This is a genomic window from Gordonia sp. YC-XJ4, from assembly GCF_059511865.1.
Genome location: NZ_CM183447.1, coordinates 77,417 through 93,438, shown reverse-complemented (window position 1 = coordinate 93,438; position 16,022 = coordinate 77,417). Strand labels below are relative to the sequence as shown.

Below are 16,022 nucleotides of genomic sequence, written 5' to 3'. Positions count from 1 at the left end.
CCTGCCGTGGGAATGATTGCATTTGGGAAAACAGTACGAAACCGACAGAATGCGCGAGCCACCCTCGGCGACGCGTGTGTCGTGCTGCCGGTACGGCGAGAGCCCGTCGGACCCATGCCCTACCGTGGTGGCGTGACTGGGGCACGTCAGCCGCTCCGTGCGGGTCAGATCATCGTCGGCGACACCGGACTGCGCTACCGGATCGACGGGCTCCTCGACGGCGGCGGCTTCGGCCATGTCTATCGCGCCTCACGGCTGGCGTCATCGAGCGATCGGGTGACCCGCAAGGTCTGCGTCAAGGTGTGTGCGAACGCTGCGGACTGGCACGGCGAGGCGCACATGGGGCACCTGCTCGCCGGGCGCCGGGAGGTGGTCGCGCTCCTCGATGCCTTCGCCTTCGGTTCCGGGCCCGGACGCACGACCCGCTACGTCATCGTCACCGAGTGGATGCGTGAGGGCACGGTCGGCGATCTCGTGGCCGATGGTGCGTGGGCGGGATGGCGTCCGGCACGGGTCCGCCGTGAGATCCGCGGCCTGCTCGGTCTGCTCGCCGTGATGCACGCGGCCGGTGTCACCCACCGCGACATCAAACCCGACAACGTCTTCCTGCGCGACGGCCGGCTGGCTCTCGGCGATTTCGGGATCGCCAAACACGCTCTGACACCCCGGCATTCACCGCTGGACGCCTACACGCCGGCGTACATGCCCGCCGACGTCGACGATTACCGCCACTGGGCGACGTGGTTCGACATCTACCAGCTCGGCCTGCTCACCTGCACCCTGTTGACCGGGGCGGACTGGACCAACGACGACATCTCCCGCATCCGCGACCTCGACGCGCCCGAGGATCTCAAGTGCTGGATCTGGCACGCGACCGCGGCCAAGGGCACCCGCTACGTCGACGGCACACAGGCTCTGCGCGCACTGACCGATCTCCACAAGGTCGACATGAGTCCGGCACGCGGGCCGGCACGACTGGCCGGACACCGCGTGGTGATCACCGGCCGGTTCAGCACCGGCACCCAACAGGAACTGACCACGCTCATCGAGGAATCCGGGGCGGCGGTGCAGTCGATGGTCGGCGACGACACCACCGTCCTCGTGCGCGCCCATCAGATCGACGGCGGCCTCGGGGCGCACGAGGGCCGCAAGCTGTTTGCCGCGCGGGAACGCAAACGGCGCGGCCAGGCACTGCACGTGATCGACGAGGACCGTCTGTGTCGGCTGATCGGGCTGACTCCCGTCTGAGTCCCCTGTGGGGTCCTGTAACGCGGGGCGGTGTCGCGCCGATCACACCGGCACCGGACTGTGTCGGGCCGTGCTGAAACAGTGGGTGTCGCGGTGGCGACGAGTCGTCGACATCGCGGTACAGCGACGGTGTGCGCCCGGGTCCTACGAATGGGGGGATCCTTGTGCGCGATGCGGCACTCGGTGGTGGGGATCCGTAACCTCGCAAGCAGATCATGATGCAAGCCCGGTCATGATGCAGCCGGTCAGAATTGGTCGGGCCGTAGAGGAGCCGGATCGCCGAACGTGGGCCAGCAGAGGGTTTCACCCGGATGAGAGGTGTGCCATGGGCGCAGACGACATGCGTGCAGACGACATGCGTGGGGACGTCGACTTCGACACGGCCGTCAACGAGGCCTGGGCCCGGTACCGGCACCTGCTCGCCGCTCTTCTGTCCGACCTCGACGACGGGCAGGAACTCATCGTCGAACAGAACCTGGAGATCCCCGAGGGTTCCCACGGGGTGCTGAGCTTCTCTGCCTGCGAGGACCGCATCGTGTGCACGATCGTCGAGGGTGATCTGCATCCGCATCCCGACGTGCTGCGAGAGAACATCGCCGATCTCGAACTGCTCGGCTGGGATCGCGACGATGGTGACGGATCGTTCACCTCCGAGGCCGACCGCGCGCAGGTCGATGCTCTCGCCGCGCTGGCCACCACTACACTGATCGAGATCTGGGGAGTCGGGCATCCGGCCTTCCTCACCGGGGATGTGCCGGCCCGGCACGAGCCGGCGCTCGAGGTGATCGCCCTACCCGCACGGCACAGTGACCTGCGGGCGATGGTGCTCGAGGCGCTCGAAACGATGTCGGGGCATCCGGTGCTGGTCGACGACGACGGTGACATTCCGTTGCCGACCGGTGAGGTCAAGTCGTGGCTGCGAATCCTGCCCGCGCGCCCGACCTTGGAGTTCTTCGGCACCGTCGTCGAGCACGTCACGGATCTGCCTGCGGCCTACCGCTTCGTGGCGACCGAGACGCTGCCCTACACCGGGATCAAACTCGTCGTGCACGACACCTGCATCGTCGCCGTGCTGACGGTGGAGGCCACGGCGTTCTCCCGGCACAACGTCGCGGCCGGCATCGGCCAGTGGTTGCAGTTCGTCGAGGAGGTGCGCCCGGAGATCGTCGCGGCGCTCACCCACGACGCCTGCGGGCCGGATCTCTGAGGCCGTCCCGACCTACCGCGCCCACTGCAGGGTGTCGGCCCACTTGAGTGCCGCGGTCTCGGAGTACGCACCGAGGCCGTGCTGGTCGTTGTAGGTCTGGTAATCGATGCGGGCGCCGTCGGCGCGGGCACGGTCGACCCATGCCGAGGTCAGCGGAGCCGGCGCGACCACGTCGAGCGTGCCCTGCTGGATGAGCATCGGAGCGCGGTAGCCGGTGTCGGGGACGGCGGAGAGCTCGTGCACCACGCCAATCAGCGGCCCCTCGGCCAGTGGTTTGGTCACCATCTGGCCGACGTTGTACTGCCGCGTCGACGGACTGAACTCCGGATAGCACTGTGTCGCAGCATCTTCGACGAGTTTCTTGCCCAGCGGCGTGAGGTAGGAGTCGACGTCGACGTCGGGTCGCGCGGCCTTCACACCGGCGAGGACGTAGGAGACATAGGTGACGTAGTCGGGAATCGCGACGGGCGGGACGCCGGGAGCGACGACCTTGAGGAGCTGTGAGGTGTCAACGGGCACCGAGCTGGCGGCAACCCCCACGTTGTGGAGTTCGGGTGCGTAGGTGGGTGCGAGATGTCCGGCCCAGACGGCGCTCTGGCCGCCCTGGGAACCACCGGAGGTGAGATAGTCGGTGCCGGCTCGGGCTGCGGTGTACTGCGCGACGACGGTCCGCGCGGCACGTACCGAGTCGATCACGTTCTTGCCCTGCATCTCTCCGTCGGCGTAGGGATGCACGCCCGGTCCGCCGACACCCGCGTACTCGGTGGCGGTGATGACGTAGCCGTCGTCGAGCCAGGGGCCCATCCAGTCGTGCCAGCGTTCCTTGCCGTCGACGCGGACGCCCATCCGGTCGGTGACCGTGCAGCCGTCGCCGAGTCCGGCGGTGCCGTGCGCCCACGCGAAGATGCGGTAGTCACCGCCGTGCGGGTTCTTCTCGGGGATCGAGACGGTGGCGCGGACCGGGATCAGCGTGCCCTGCGCGTTTTCCGACAGATAGGTCATCGCGATCACCTGGCGGGCGCCGGTCATGCGGGCGTCCTTCTCGTCGGTGATGTCGGTGGAACCGAGCACCGTGCCCGCGCCGGCCTTGGACGTGACACTCGGCGCCGCCTGTGCAGTTGGTGACCCGGGCAGGGGCGACCACAACAGGGCGACCACTCCGATCAGTAGTGCACCCAGCACCAGTCCTCGTCGACGCACTGCAGCAGTCCCCTCTTCCTCTTCGCTCGCGGGCCGCGGCCCGCAGCACACCGGACTTCCCCAATGTCGGTTAGGTTAACCTAAGCGGCCGCGGGTCCGGTCGGGCGGGATGGACCAGAGCAGGTTGTTGCAGATGAGAGCGTCTCCTCGGCCGGTCGGGGTGACTGCGCCCCCTCGATCCGGCACCCTGGTCGTGTGCCGGACGACCTGCTGATCGCGCGCAATCCCGAGGAGGGCACGTCGCTGCCCTACCTCGTGCGTTTGCCCTTGGGCGCGGACGGGATCGTGTTGAAGACCCGGGAGACGTGGCCGCGCACCACCAAGGTGTATTGCCAGCGCGTCGCCGAGTGGCCGGACGACCCCGAGCTCGTCGAATGCCTGGCGGTGCGTTCGATCAGCCGGCGCGGCGCGGCCATCGACCTGGTGCTCGAACGCGGACGGGAGAACCGCTCGCAGTTCGTGCTCACCCGCGCCCGCGGGCGCGAGATGGTGTTCTGGCAGTCGCGACGCACCGCCAAACAGGCTCGACCGAACGTGACGGTCCCCAAGGCGCGGGCGCACGGTCGCGTGGTCGACATCGTCGTCGACACCCGAGAACGCTACGGCTACAAGTTCTCTGCGCAGCAGGCGCAGACCAGCAAGCGGGGCCTGCCGGTCGGCGACTACGCGGTCTTCGACGGCGACGACCTGGTGGCCACCGCCGAACGCAAGAGCATCGAGGACCTCGCGTCGAGCCTGTTGTCGGGCAAGATGACCTACCTGCTGGCCGATCTCGCCGCACAGCCGCGCGGCGCGGTGATCGTCGACTCCGGGTACTCGAAGATCTTCAAACTCGACCATGCCCCGGCCTCCTCGGTGGCCGATGCCGTCGCCGAGGCGCAGGCCCGGTTCCCGACGGTGCCGATCGTGTTCTGCGAAACGCGTGCACTCGCACAGGAGTGGTTGTACCGGTGGTTCGGTGCCTGTCTGGCCGAATGGGATCTCGACCGGGCGGGAAGGAGTTCGCCGACGCAGCTCAGTGGTGGGGACGTGAGCGCGTCGACGTCGATCGAATGAATCTCGGTCGGACATTTGCCGCAAAGCGGTTCGATTGATCGCCGCGCGCCGCACCCGCGACTAGATTCGCAACGGATCACGTCCGCTTCTGCACCCGAAGTGGTCGCAAACCGTTGCTGCGCAACCGTCATCGCGTAGATTGACTGCCAGCCACGATGGCCCGACGCCGCGCGGCTCGCACGATCGAGGGGGAAATGGTGAACACTCCGAACCCGCCCTACGGGCAACCCGGCCCGTACGGGCAACAGCAGCCGGGCCAACCCCGGTACGGGCAACCCCACTACGGGCAGCCGCCTGGCCCGGGTCAACCGTCGTACGGCCAGCAGCCCCAGTATCGACAGCCGCCCGGCCCGGGGTACGGCGCGCCCCCGGCGGGCCCGCCCCAGTACGGTGCTCCCCCATCTGCTCCGCCCCCATCTGCTCCGCCCCCGTCTGCTCCATCCCAGTACGGCCGGCCGCCGGCGCCGCAACCCCCGAATCCTGCTCCACTGCAGAAGAATCCCGCTCCGGGCGCCTATCATCCGGGCGGTGGGCAGGGCGCGCCGCCGGTGCAGGCTGGTCAGCAGCAGGGTGTCGCCATCGACGCGAAGTTCTTCCCCCTGATGTGGTTGCTGTTCTTCATCAAGCCGAAGATCGTCGTCGACGGCCACGAGCTTCCCGGCACGTGGGGCCGCAACGAGATCCCGCTGCCGCCGGGACAGCATCACGTGCACGTCCACGTTCCGTACTTCCTGCCCCCGCGGATCGGGCCCGCCGATTTCCCGGTGCTCGTGCAGCCCGGACAGGGCGTCGAGCTGGAGTATCGCGCGCCGGTGTGGGCGTACTCCCGCGGTTCGCTCGGCCCTGCGCCGCAGCAGTACAACGGCGTCGGTCTGGCGATCGCGATCTCGGTCATCCCGATCGTACTGATCGTGCTCATCGTCATCCTGAACGTGGCGATCGCCACGAGTTGATCGCGCCCGCACACGCGAACAACCCCGCCCGGCGTCGGTGGGCGGGGTTGTTCGTGTCGCGCACGGGTCAGCGCGCAGAGCGCTCGCTCACTGCCACACCCAGAGCCACTGACGCGAACGCGGGTCGTAGCGGCGGACGCGGCGGCGGCGCTGGACGGGGGCGGGGTTGTTGTTGCGACGGGGTGCGGCCATGATCGGCTCCTCTTCGTTGGTGCTTCCGAGATCCGCTGTGTGCGTTTCTCTCTGACGTGTTCCACGATGCACGGCCAGGCTTGACGCACGATGCCCGTCGCCTTGGGGGTTGCTGTTTCTCGTGAAATGTGGCGTGAGTCACCGTGATCGGGGTGTCGGCGAGCCGGCAGGCGGATCTTGACGACATCTTGGCGCCGGAATCCCTGTTGCTACGCCGCAGACCCGGGTAGACCGAAGAGGTGAGTTTGTTCGAGCTGCTGCCCTCTCTGAAAGGCGTTCTGGTGTCCCGATCTTTCGATCCCACGCTCTGGCCGGTCCCGATTCACTCGTCGGGGACCGACCTCTTCATCGGTGAGACCGACCTGCGTGCCGAATCACTGCGTCACACAACGGGATTCTTCGTCGACGCCGCAGGCGAGCCGCGCTGCCCGTCGACCGATGAATGCGATGCGGCACACCCGGTTCTGGTCACCAGGATCATCGCGGCGCACGTCACAGGTGGCCGCGCGGTGGTGCGAGTCGATGCGGCGTTGCCGTTGACCACCGCGATCTCCGATGTGGCGTTCGTCGGCGTCGGCCTGGCCGGAGCCACCCTGGCCGACATCACCGTCATCGATACCGCCGGACATCGACGGACGGTGCATGCCGAGCTGCCGGCCGGCGTCATCGCCACCGGGACACTGGTGATCGCATTGCGTCCGGTCGCCGACCGGGCCACCGTCGTCGCCCGATAGCCGATAGCCGGTCGCCGTCCGACGGGGACCGCCCTCAGACCGCCGAATCCGGGAAGGCGATGACCGACAGAAAGCGGATCGGCAGTTCGATGAGGGCGACCGGCCCGTGCGGGGCCTCACCGTCGAGCTGCATGGAATCGCCGGGCGCGAGGCGGTAGACGCTGCGGCCGTGCGCGTAGTCCATGACGCCGTCGAGCATGTAGAGGAACTCGGTGCCGGGGTGCTGGAACAGCGGCTGGGTGATCGAGTCCTCGTTGAGCGTCACGAGTAGGCATTCGAGACGTTTGTGCTCACCGCGCAACGACCCGAGTAGTTCGTACTCGTGGCCCTCCTTGGACCCCGATCGCACGATCCGCGAACCCTCCCCCGCCTTGACGTACACCGCCGATCGCTCGACGTCGGCGCCCCGGAACAGCGAGGTCACGGCGACGTCGAAGGCTGTCGCCAGCCGCGCGAGAGTGCTGAGACTGCACGAGGTCTGGGCGTTCTCGATCTTCGAGAGCATCGCCTTGGAGATGCCGACGCGTAACGCCATGTCGCCGACGGTGAGACCCTGCTGCTGACGCAGGCGCCGGACGTTGGCGGCAATCGCGGTCTCGAGCTCGAGTTCCTCGACGGACTGATCGGTGGGCCGGTCACGGGCGATGCCGGACTGGTTACGGATCAGCGGATCGTCACCGACTCCTGCCGGTTGCACCGCCACTGCCTGATCGATCCCCGTCGATTCGTCGGACTCCGCCACCGGGCCAGCATATCGGGAGACGTCGTCCACTGTGGGGAACCGTGGCAGCTCGGCGATGAGTCCCGACCGCCGGTCCTCGGGCAGCTCGGCGACGCGGACCCCGCCGTTCAGGGCGCACATGGTGTACCCCGCACGACAGGTCTCACCGCATCTCCCCCGCGCCCACGTAGGGGAAGCGGGTCTTGAGCAGGTCGCCCTCGGCGAACCGGGACAACCGGAAGTCCGACTCCGGGATACGCGGGTCGTTGCTGTGACCATCGACGACGAGGTCGGCGACGAGCCGCCCGACGGCCGGCGAGATCTTGAAACCGTGCCCGCTGAAGCCCGCGGCGATCACCAGTCCCTCGAGCGGACCGGTGGAGATGATCGGATTCCAGTCCGGGGTCACGTCGTAACACCCGGCGTAACTACTGGTGATGGCCGCGTCGGTGAACTGCGGGAAGCGGGTACCGACCTTGTCGACGGTCAGATCCAGGAACGCCTCGTCGGCACGATTGAGGTAGTTGTCGGGGTCGGCGATCTCCAGCTCGGCGAGATCGCTGTTGCCGAACAGGATCTCACCGCGGACATCGGGCCGCACGTATTGCAGTGAGACGAGGTCGGAGAACACCGGCACCTTGCCGAGTTCCATTCCGGGGTGGATCATCACGATCTGCTCGCGGTGGACCTCGATGGGGACATCGATGCCGTGGGCGGCGAGGAACGGGCGCGTCCAGGCGCCGGTCGCGACGACGACGGTCTCGGCCGAGATCGTCGATCCGTCAACCAGTCTCACGCCGGTGACGGCGTCGCCGTCGACGATGAGACCGGCAACCGGCGTGCTCTGGCGGATGCGGATTCCACCGGCGCGCGCCGATGCGGCGAAGGCCTGCGCGGTCTGATACGCATCGCCGTACCCGCCGCGTTCCTCCCAGCCGAACGCCGCGAACGGCTCGAGATCGGCGGCCGGCCACATCGCGGCGACCTCGTCGACCCCGATCTCCTCGGTCTGCACACCGACCTCGCGTTGCGCGGCAAGGCTTTTGCGGAGATTGCCCACATTGGCCTCACCGACTCCGACGACGTAGCCGGTCTGCCGGAACCCGATGTCGGTGCCGAAGATCTCCTCGGCCTTCTCGAACACCTCGAGCCCGACGGCTGCCATCGCCGCCAGCGAACTGACGCCGTAGTGGCAGCGGACGATGCCCGATGACTTGCCCGTCATACCCGCGCCCACGGTATCGCGTTCGCAGACAACCACATCGGTGACGCCACGTTGCGCGAGCGCCCAGGCGGTGGCCGCGCCCTCCAGGCCGCCACCGATGATGACGATGGATGCGGTCTCGGTACTCACAACACCGCCCCTGCTCCGGGAATCCAGCTGGTGCCCGCCAGCGGGACGCGCGCCATCGCTGCGGCCTCGATCGAGATCGCCACCAGGTCTTCGGGTTCGAGGTGCTGCAGGTGTGCCTTGCCGCAGGCGCGGGCGATGGTCTGGGCTTCCATCGTCGTCACCCGCAGGAAGTTGGCCAGGCGCTTTCCGCCGACGATCGGATCGAACCGAGCGGACAGTTCGGGATCCTGGGTGCTGATGCCGGCCGGGTCGCGGCCGTCCTGGAAGTCGTCGTAGAAGCCGGCCGCCGAGCCGATCTTCTCGTACTCGTCGGCATACCGCGGATCGTTGTCGCCCAGGGCGATCAGCGCGGCGGTGCCGATGGCGACGGCGTCGGCACCGAGCGCCATGGCCTTGGCCACGTCGGCACCGTTACGAATCCCACCGGAGACGATGAGTTGGACCTCGCGATGCACACCGAGCTCCTGAAGTGCCTGCACGGCTTGCGGAATCGCGGCGAGTGTCGGGATGCCGACGTGCTCGATGAACACTTCCTGCGTGGCTGCGGTACCGCCCTGCATGCCGTCGACGACCACCACGTCGGCACCGGAGTGCACGGCGAGCTTGACGTCGTAGTAGGTGCGGGTCGCACCGACCTTGACGTAGATCGGCTTCTCCCAGTCGGTGATCTCACGCAGCTCGTTGATCTTGATGGCGAGATCGTCGGGGCCGGTCCAGTCGGGGTGGCGACAGGCGCTGCGCTGATCGATACCCTCCGGCAGGGTGCGCATGTGAGCGACCCGCTCGGAGATCTTCTGCCCCAGCAGCATTCCTCCGCCGCCGGGCTTGGCGCCCTGGCCGAGGACGATCTCGATGGCGTCGGCCTTGCGCAGGTCGTCGGGGTTCATGCCGTAACGCGACGGCAGGTACTGGTAGACCAGGTTCTTCGACTGCCCCCGCTCCTCCGGTGTCATTCCGCCGTCGCCGGTGGTGGTGGACGTGCCGACCTCCGACGCACCACGCCCGAGTGCCTCCTTGGCGCCGGCCGACAGCGCACCGAAGCTCATGCCCGCGATCGTGACCGGGGTGTCGAGGTGCAAGGGGTACTTGGCATTTCGGCTGCCGAGCACGACGTCGGTGTCGCAGCGCTCGCGATAGCCCTCCAGGGGGTACCGCGACATCGACGCGCCCAGGAAGAGCAAGTCGTCGAAGTGCGGCAGCTTGCGCTTGGCGCCCCACCCACGGATGTCGTAGACGCCGGTGTCGGCGGCACGCTGGATGGCGGCGATGGTGGTGCGGTCGAAGGTCGCGGATTCGCGTAGACCGCGCTGTTCGTTGCTGAGGTTCATGATGTCTCCGGGTGCGGCGCTGGGTCGTCGGACGAGGGGCCGAGCGGTGGGTTCGCCGGGGGTCAGTACGCCGACGTGTTGTCGACGTGGAAGTGGTAGAGCTCGCGGGCCGATCCGTATCGCGAGTACTCGGTCGGGTCGTCGTCCTTGAAGCCCGCGGCCTTGAGCAGGCCGGCGAGCTCGTCGAGGTGCTCGGCGCGCATGGGTTTCGCGATGCAGTCGGCGCCGAGGGAGGCGACCTCACCGCGAACGTAGAGACGGGTCTCGTAGATCGAGTCACCCAGGCCTGCACCGGCGTTGCCGCGGATCACCATGCGGCCCGCCTGGGCCATGAAAGCGCTGTTGTGACCGACGTTTCCGCCGACGACGATGTCGATGCCCTTCATCGAGATCCCGCAGCGCGCGGCGGCGTCGCCCTCGATGACGAGCAGGCCGCCGTGTGCGGTGGCACCGGCCGACTGGGAGGCGTTGCCCTTGATGACAACGGTGCCGCTCATCATGTTCTCGGCGACACCGGTGCCGGCGTTGCCGTTGATGGTGATCTCGGCCTGCTGGTTCATGCCGGCGGCGTAATAGCCGACGTGACCGTTGACGGTGATCTTCACCGGGGCGTTGACCCCGGCGGCGACGCTGTGCGCACCGGCCGGTGAGTTGATCTCGATCTCTCCGGTGATCTCCCCGTGCAGCGCCGAATTGACTTCGCGCAGCGAGGTTTCGGACAGATCGAAGACGGTGCGATCGGTGTTCAGCGGGTCCATGCGTAGACCACCTCCGGTTCTGGTTCCCAGATTCGTGCGTTCTCCACGCCCGGCAGGTGCGCCAGGGCTCGGTATTCACTGGCCATCGCCACCCAGTCGTCGGTCTCGGCGATCACGGCGGGTTTGCAGGCGATGGCGTCGCGGACCACCGCGAACGAGTCGCGGTTGGACACGACGAGGGTGTAGAAGCCGTCGAAGGTGGCACAGACCTCTTTGAGTGCGGTCTCGATGTCCTTGCCCTGCGCGAGCTGGTGGGCGACGAAGCGTGCGCCGACCTCGGTGTCGTTCTCGGAGTCGAATTCAACTCCCTCCGCGCGCAATTCGCGGCGGATGGTGGCGTGGTTGGAGAACGATCCGTTGTGCACCAGGCACTGTTCGGGTCCGACGGCGTACGGGTGTGCTCCGGCCGGGGTCACCGCGGACTCGGTCGCCATGCGGGTGTGCCCGACGCCCTGCCAGCCCTGTGCGGCGGCCAGGCCCCACTGGTCGGTCAGATCACGGGGTGCGCCAACACCTTTGAGGACGGTCAGGTCGCTACCGAAACCGGCGACGAGGGCGCCGGGGTAGGTGGTGCGGGCGGCGCCGAGCAGCTCCTCGGCGGGTACGGGCGCCGACAGCACGAGGGTGGTGTCGACATACTGGGCGACGACCGGACTGCCGAGCGCCTCGGTGACGGCAGCCTGGGCGTCGTCGGCGGCGACGTCGATCTCGAGAAGGGAGACGCAGGCGTGGCCGGCGGGCACCCAGCTGGGGTTGCCGTAGACGGCGATGCCCGCCGAATCGGCGCCGCGGTCCTGCATTTCACCGAGCATGCCGGTGAGCAGTTCCCCGAGGCGGGGATACAGATCGGGGTTGCGTAGATGCAACCCGACGATTCCGCACATGGTGTGGGCCTTTCGTGGTTCTGGGGTGGACGGATCAGGGATGTGAACCGGGTGTGTGGTCAGAAAGCGGTGAGATACTGATCGACCTCCCACGGGGAGACGGCCGAGTGCCAGGCGAAGAATTCTTCGCGCTTGAGCTTGCTGAAGTAGTCCGAGACCGATTGCTTGTCGGCGGGCCACTCCTCGGTCATCGCGGCGTCGAGGGTGCCGGCCACGACCGGGTCTGCCTCGAGCGCGTCGACCGCGTGCAGCAGTGTCAGCGGCAGGGTGCCGACGTGCTCGGGGCAGGTGCCCAGGGCGCCCGGATCGAGGCTGCGCTTGATGCCGTCGAGGCCGGCGCCCAGCGCGGCGGCGATCGCGAGGTACGGGTTGGCCGATCCGTCGCCGCCGCGCAGCTCGACGCGCTGGTCGTCGGGGATGCGGATGTAGTGGGTGCGGTCGTTGCCGCCGTAGGTGGGCACCCGAGGCGCCCAGGAGGCACCCGAGCGGGTGGCGGTGGCGCCGGTCCGCTTGTAGGAGTTGACCGTCGGAGCCATCACCGACTGCAGCGCGCAGGCGTGCTCGAGGACGCCTGCGACGAATCCGTAGGCGGTGGGCGAGATGCCGAGCCCGCGGTCGTCGCCGAACTCTGCGGGGAAGACCGGCTGACCGTTGGAAGTCAACGAAAGGTGCAGGTGCAGGCCACTTCCGGTGCGCTCGGCGAACGGCTTGGGCATGAACGTGGCCACCATGCCGCGTTCGGCGGCGATCGTGGAGAGCAGATAGCGCAGGGTGATGACGCGGTCGGCGGTGGTGAGCGCGTCGGAGTAGGCGAAGTTCTGCTCGAACTGGCCGTTGCCGTCCTCGTGGTCGTTGGCGTAGTTGCTCCAGCCCAGTTGATTCATCGCGGTGGACACTGCGGTGAGGTGCTCGTACATCCGGGTCAGACCGCGGACGTCGTATCAGGGCTGATCGGAGTCGTCGGCGTCGTCGGCGGTCACGAGCGAACCGTCGGCGGCGCGCTTGAGCAGGAAGTACTCGACCTCTGCGCCCACCCACGGCTCGAAGCCCGCGTCCTCGGCCTGGGCGATGAGAGCCCGCAGGATGTTGCGTGGGGCGAACGGCCACGGCTTGCCCTCGACGTGCGGGTCGCAGTGCACGATCGCCAGCCCTTCCTTGATGAAGGGGATCGGCAGGAACGACGAGGTGTCGGGGATGGCCATGAGGTCGGGGTCGCGCGGCTCCTGCCCGATCGCACCGACCGCGTAGCCGGCGAAACCCACACCGTCGGTGGCGAGTTCGTCGACGGCCTCGACGGGAACGAGCTTGGCGCAGGGCTTGCCGCGCAAGTCGACGAACATGGCGAGGATGAACTTGGTCCCCGACTTCGCGCAGAGTTCGGCGAGATCGTTGGTGGTGTCAGTCATGGCAGGGCTCCGGTGGTTGTGTTGGCTCTAGTATGTCCACTCCGATGAACTTTTGTCTACCTGTAGTAGACCCCCGTTGTGTTGCGATTGCGTTTCGGGGCTGTGAGGTGCAGGTATCGGGTTGGGTGGGGTGGTCGTCGGTGGTCGAGGTGTGACCACCGATGCCCGCACCACCTACTCCTCCGCCACTCCCACCCGGTGGTCGAGGTGTGACCACCGGTGGCCGCACCACCTACTCCTCCGCCACCCCCACCCGGTGGTCGAGGTGTGACGAGCCCCCTGGGGCGAGGAGCCTCGAGACCCCCGCAGATGACGCTGGAACCCGAAACCAGCACCGGTGCAAGGGGTCTCGAGGCTCGGCGCCTGGGGCGCCGAGCACCTCGACCATCGATCAACAATGGCGACCGACAATCAGGAGAAGCACTCACTCATCGATCAAAATGGGGCCGGCCATCGAGGGAAGTGCCGACCATCGATCAAAATGGCACCGGGGGCGCACCACGGTGTGATGCGCCCCCGGTGTCGTGCGCAGCGATCAGGTGCCGACGGGCTGAGCGGTCTCGGAGAGCCCGTTCTCCACGCTCTGGGTGGCCAGTGCCGGCGACATACCCGAGAGGCCACCGTGCCCGACGCCGGCCGCGGGGATCTCGTAGGCGGTCTCGGCGTGGATCGAGGAGTCGAGTCCCTGGGTCTCGGTCTCGGCGTCGACGCGCAGGCCGATCGTCTTGTCGAGGGCCTTGGCGATCAGCCAGGTCATCACGAAGGAGAAGGTGCAGGTGATGACGATGCCGGCGAGTTCGCGCCACAGGATGTCGATCGGTCCACCGAACAGGAGACCGGTGACACCGGCCGGGGCACTGCCCGCGGCGAACAGCACGATGCACAGGGTGCCGACGATGCCGCCGATACCGTGGACGATGAACGCGTCGAGACTGTCATCGACCTTGAACTTGGGCTTGAAGCTCAGGAAGAACGCGACGACACCCGCGGCGAGGATGCCGACCATCAGTGCGCCGATCGGCGTCACGGTGTTGGCCGACGGGGTGATGCCGACGAGCCCGGCGATCGCGCCGGTGATCGAACCCAGAGCGGTGACATGACCTTCCCGCCACTTCTCGATCGCCCAGAAGCCGAGCATGCCGGCACCGCCGGCGAGCAGGGTGTTGAGGACGACGAACTGGGTGACGAAATTGGCTCCGCCGGCGCAACTTCCGTTGAATCCGAACCAGCCGAACCAGAGGATGCCGCCACCGAGGAGCACGATGGGCACGTTGTGCGGCCGCTCGGCACGGCGACGCCGGGCGCCGAGGACCAATGCCAGGGCGAGCGCGGCCACACCGGAGTTCATGTGCACCGCCGTACCACCGGCGAAGTCGTGGATGTGGATCTTGTTGAGCAGGAAGCCTCCTGCGCCCTCGTCGGAGTCGGCGGCGAACACCCAGTGCGCGACCGGGAAGTACACCAGGGTCAGCCAGATCGGAACGAACACCAGCCACGCGCTGAACTTCATCCGACCCGCCGCACCACTGGCCACGATCGCCACGGTGATGGCGGCGAACAGAATGAACCACGCCGCGATGTAGAGCACCTGGATACCGCCGGACTGATCGTCGGTGAGGTGCTCACCGAGCCCGAGGTAGTGCACGGGATTGCCGATGATCCCCCAACCGTGGATCGACGGCCCGGACACCAGGCCATAACCGTAGAGAACATAGATGACACAGGTGATTCCGAGGGTGGCGAGCACCATTGACATCATGTTCAGGACGTTGCGTCCGCCGAGCATGCCCCCGTAGTAGAGACCCAGGCCGGGGATCATGAGTACCAGAAAGGCGAATGCGGCCAGCATCCATGACAGATCCGCGTGTGCGGCAACTACTTCCATGACAGTCCTTGGTAGAGAGGGATATGGAGGGTGATGGGGCGGTCAGTGCCCGCGGAGGTAGGCGACGACGTTGTCGCGGTAGTCGAGGAAGCCCTTGTACGCGGCGATGCGCTCGTCGAGGGTTTCGATAACGGTGGCCAACTGCTCGGCCCACGCCGGGATGCGACGGACCTCGTCGAGCGAGGCCATGAACGTGCGGATATTGAACGTCACCGCACCGGAGGTCGGCAACCGGACGAAGTGCTCGAGTTCGATCCGAAGCCGCGCGCGACCGTAGTCGCCGTCGGCGATCATCGTGGGTATGTCGCGACCCCACTCGGGCAGTTGTTCGAGGCTGACGTCGAGCTTGTGCGAATCCGATGCGGACAGCGTCCAGTTGACCCGCCGATAGACCGCGTCGGCGGGTAGCCGACGGAGGAACTGTTCGGCGCGCGCGACGATCCCGTCGCGGATCAAACCCGGTACCGGAGCGTGGATTTCATACATGTCCATGCCGACGTCGAACGCCACCGACCAGGCGGCTGCGAAGGTGACGATCCCGGCGTCGAAGTAGAGCCGGCCGTCGCGTTCGACGACGAGGAGCAGGTCGTCGGGGACCTCGCGCGCGAGGAACTCCAGCGGATGGCACGGGAGGCTCTCGAGGTCACCGAGAACGAATTCGGCGTCGGTGCCGAGTAACTCGTTGCGCCAGTGGAACCGCCGGTCGGCGCCTTCGGTGAGATGCATCACGGTGGGGTAGGCCAGTGCCAGATCGCGGAGGTAGTACAGCAACAGATCCCAGCAGGCGACGTCCATTCCGGGCATGATCCGCACACGCGACGGATCCTCGTCGAGGATGCGCCGCCGCTCGCGCATGTAGTCGAGATACTCGGCACCACCGAGGTCGACGAGGTGGCATCCCCATTCCCCACCGCGCGTACGCCGCGGCACGCGGGCGGGCTCGACGTTGACGGTGTAGGAGAACTCGGAAGCGTCGTCGGGAAACGGCCACGGGATGTTGGCACAATGGTCAACGGGCTGCGAAAGATACTCGCGGGCAGCGGGAGTCAATGAGTCGAGACTCGACAGATCAGGGGTCGGCGAATCAGGGCTCGGC

13 protein-coding genes and 1 pseudogene are annotated in these 16,022 nt (G+C 67.4%); 5 read left to right on the top strand and 9 right to left on the bottom strand.

Going from position 1 to position 16,022, the window contains the following annotated elements; genetic code table 11:
• Window positions 1-132 precede the first annotated feature (132 nt).
• Complete coding sequence (locus AC5ZH6_RS00415) at window positions 133-1,248, top strand: protein kinase domain-containing protein (protein ID WP_148275390.1); 1,116 nt, start codon at window positions 133-135, stop codon at window positions 1,246-1,248.
• Window positions 1,249-1,573: 325 nt separating this feature from the next.
• Window positions 1,574-2,455: a TY-Chap domain-containing protein gene (locus tag AC5ZH6_RS00410; RefSeq protein ID WP_496168094.1), complete on the top strand. Its 882-nt coding sequence runs from the start codon at window positions 1,574-1,576 to the stop codon at window positions 2,453-2,455.
• Window positions 2,456-2,467: 12 nt separating this feature from the next.
• Here the strand turns inward: AC5ZH6_RS00410 and AC5ZH6_RS00405 are convergent, their stop codons facing one another.
• A complete protein-coding gene (locus tag AC5ZH6_RS00405) occupies window positions 2,468-3,655 on the bottom strand; it encodes a lipase family protein (RefSeq protein ID WP_496168092.1) in 1,188 nt (395 codons plus the stop codon).
• 195 nt (window positions 3,656-3,850) lie between these two features.
• On the opposite strand from AC5ZH6_RS00405, the gene AC5ZH6_RS00400 reads away from it, so the two are divergent.
• The 3 genes from AC5ZH6_RS00400 to AC5ZH6_RS00390 all read left to right on the top strand — a co-directional run bounded on the left by AC5ZH6_RS00400 (window position 3,851) and on the right by AC5ZH6_RS00390 (window position 6,590).
• On the top strand, window positions 3,851-4,711 hold the full coding sequence (locus AC5ZH6_RS00400) for an ERCC4 domain-containing protein (protein ID WP_496168090.1): 861 nt from the start codon (window positions 3,851-3,853) through the stop codon (window positions 4,709-4,711).
• Window positions 4,712-5,259: 548 nt separating this feature from the next.
• On the top strand, window positions 5,260-5,664 hold the full coding sequence (locus AC5ZH6_RS00395; RefSeq protein ID WP_014358175.1) for a hypothetical protein: 405 nt from the start codon (window positions 5,260-5,262) through the stop codon (window positions 5,662-5,664).
• Window positions 5,665-6,101: 437 nt separating this feature from the next.
• Window positions 6,102-6,590 carry a hypothetical protein gene (locus tag AC5ZH6_RS00390; RefSeq protein WP_014358174.1) on the top strand — a complete coding sequence of 163 codons (489 nt, stop codon included), beginning with the start codon at window positions 6,102-6,104 and terminating at the stop codon, window positions 6,588-6,590.
• 34 nt (window positions 6,591-6,624) lie between these two features.
• Here AC5ZH6_RS00390 and AC5ZH6_RS00385 read toward each other — a convergent pair whose 3' ends face one another.
• The 8 genes and pseudogenes from AC5ZH6_RS00385 to AC5ZH6_RS00350 all read right to left on the bottom strand — a co-directional run bounded on the left by AC5ZH6_RS00385 (window position 6,625) and on the right by AC5ZH6_RS00350 (window position 15,994).
• The gene (locus AC5ZH6_RS00385) at window positions 6,625-7,452 is read right to left on the bottom strand and encodes a helix-turn-helix domain-containing protein (RefSeq protein WP_006368890.1); all 828 of its coding nucleotides are present in this window, start codon (window positions 7,450-7,452) and stop codon (window positions 6,625-6,627) included.
• A gap of 22 nt (window positions 7,453-7,474) precedes the next feature.
• The gene (locus AC5ZH6_RS00380) at window positions 7,475-8,665 is read right to left on the bottom strand and encodes an NAD(P)/FAD-dependent oxidoreductase (protein ID WP_271354525.1); all 1,191 of its coding nucleotides are present in this window, start codon (window positions 8,663-8,665) and stop codon (window positions 7,475-7,477) included.
• The gene (locus tag AC5ZH6_RS00375; RefSeq protein ID WP_014358171.1) at window positions 8,662-9,993 is read right to left on the bottom strand and encodes an FMN-binding glutamate synthase family protein; all 1,332 of its coding nucleotides are present in this window, start codon (window positions 9,991-9,993) and stop codon (window positions 8,662-8,664) included. The genes AC5ZH6_RS00380 and AC5ZH6_RS00375 overlap by 4 nt, the downstream gene beginning before the upstream one ends.
• A 62-nt stretch (window positions 9,994-10,055) precedes the next feature.
• Entirely contained in the window at window positions 10,056-10,751 is a 696-nt protein-coding gene (locus tag AC5ZH6_RS00370) for a protein glxC (RefSeq protein ID WP_496168087.1), read from the bottom strand.
• On the bottom strand, window positions 10,739-11,635 hold the full coding sequence (locus AC5ZH6_RS00365) for a class II glutamine amidotransferase domain-containing protein (protein WP_271354524.1): 897 nt from the start codon (window positions 11,633-11,635) through the stop codon (window positions 10,739-10,741). The genes AC5ZH6_RS00370 and AC5ZH6_RS00365 overlap by 13 nt, the downstream gene beginning before the upstream one ends.
• Window positions 11,636-11,694: 59 nt before the next feature.
• Window positions 11,695-13,041, bottom strand: a pseudogene (glnT, locus tag AC5ZH6_RS00360) (type III glutamate--ammonia ligase).
• 535 nt (window positions 13,042-13,576) lie between these two features.
• Window positions 13,577-14,926: an ammonium transporter gene (locus AC5ZH6_RS00355; protein ID WP_496168085.1), complete on the bottom strand. Its 1,350-nt coding sequence runs from the start codon at window positions 14,924-14,926 to the stop codon at window positions 13,577-13,579.
• A gap of 42 nt (window positions 14,927-14,968) precedes the next feature.
• Window positions 14,969-15,994: a heme-dependent oxidative N-demethylase family protein gene (locus AC5ZH6_RS00350; RefSeq protein WP_271355878.1), complete on the bottom strand. Its 1,026-nt coding sequence runs from the start codon at window positions 15,992-15,994 to the stop codon at window positions 14,969-14,971.
• Window positions 15,995-16,022 lie beyond the last annotated feature (28 nt).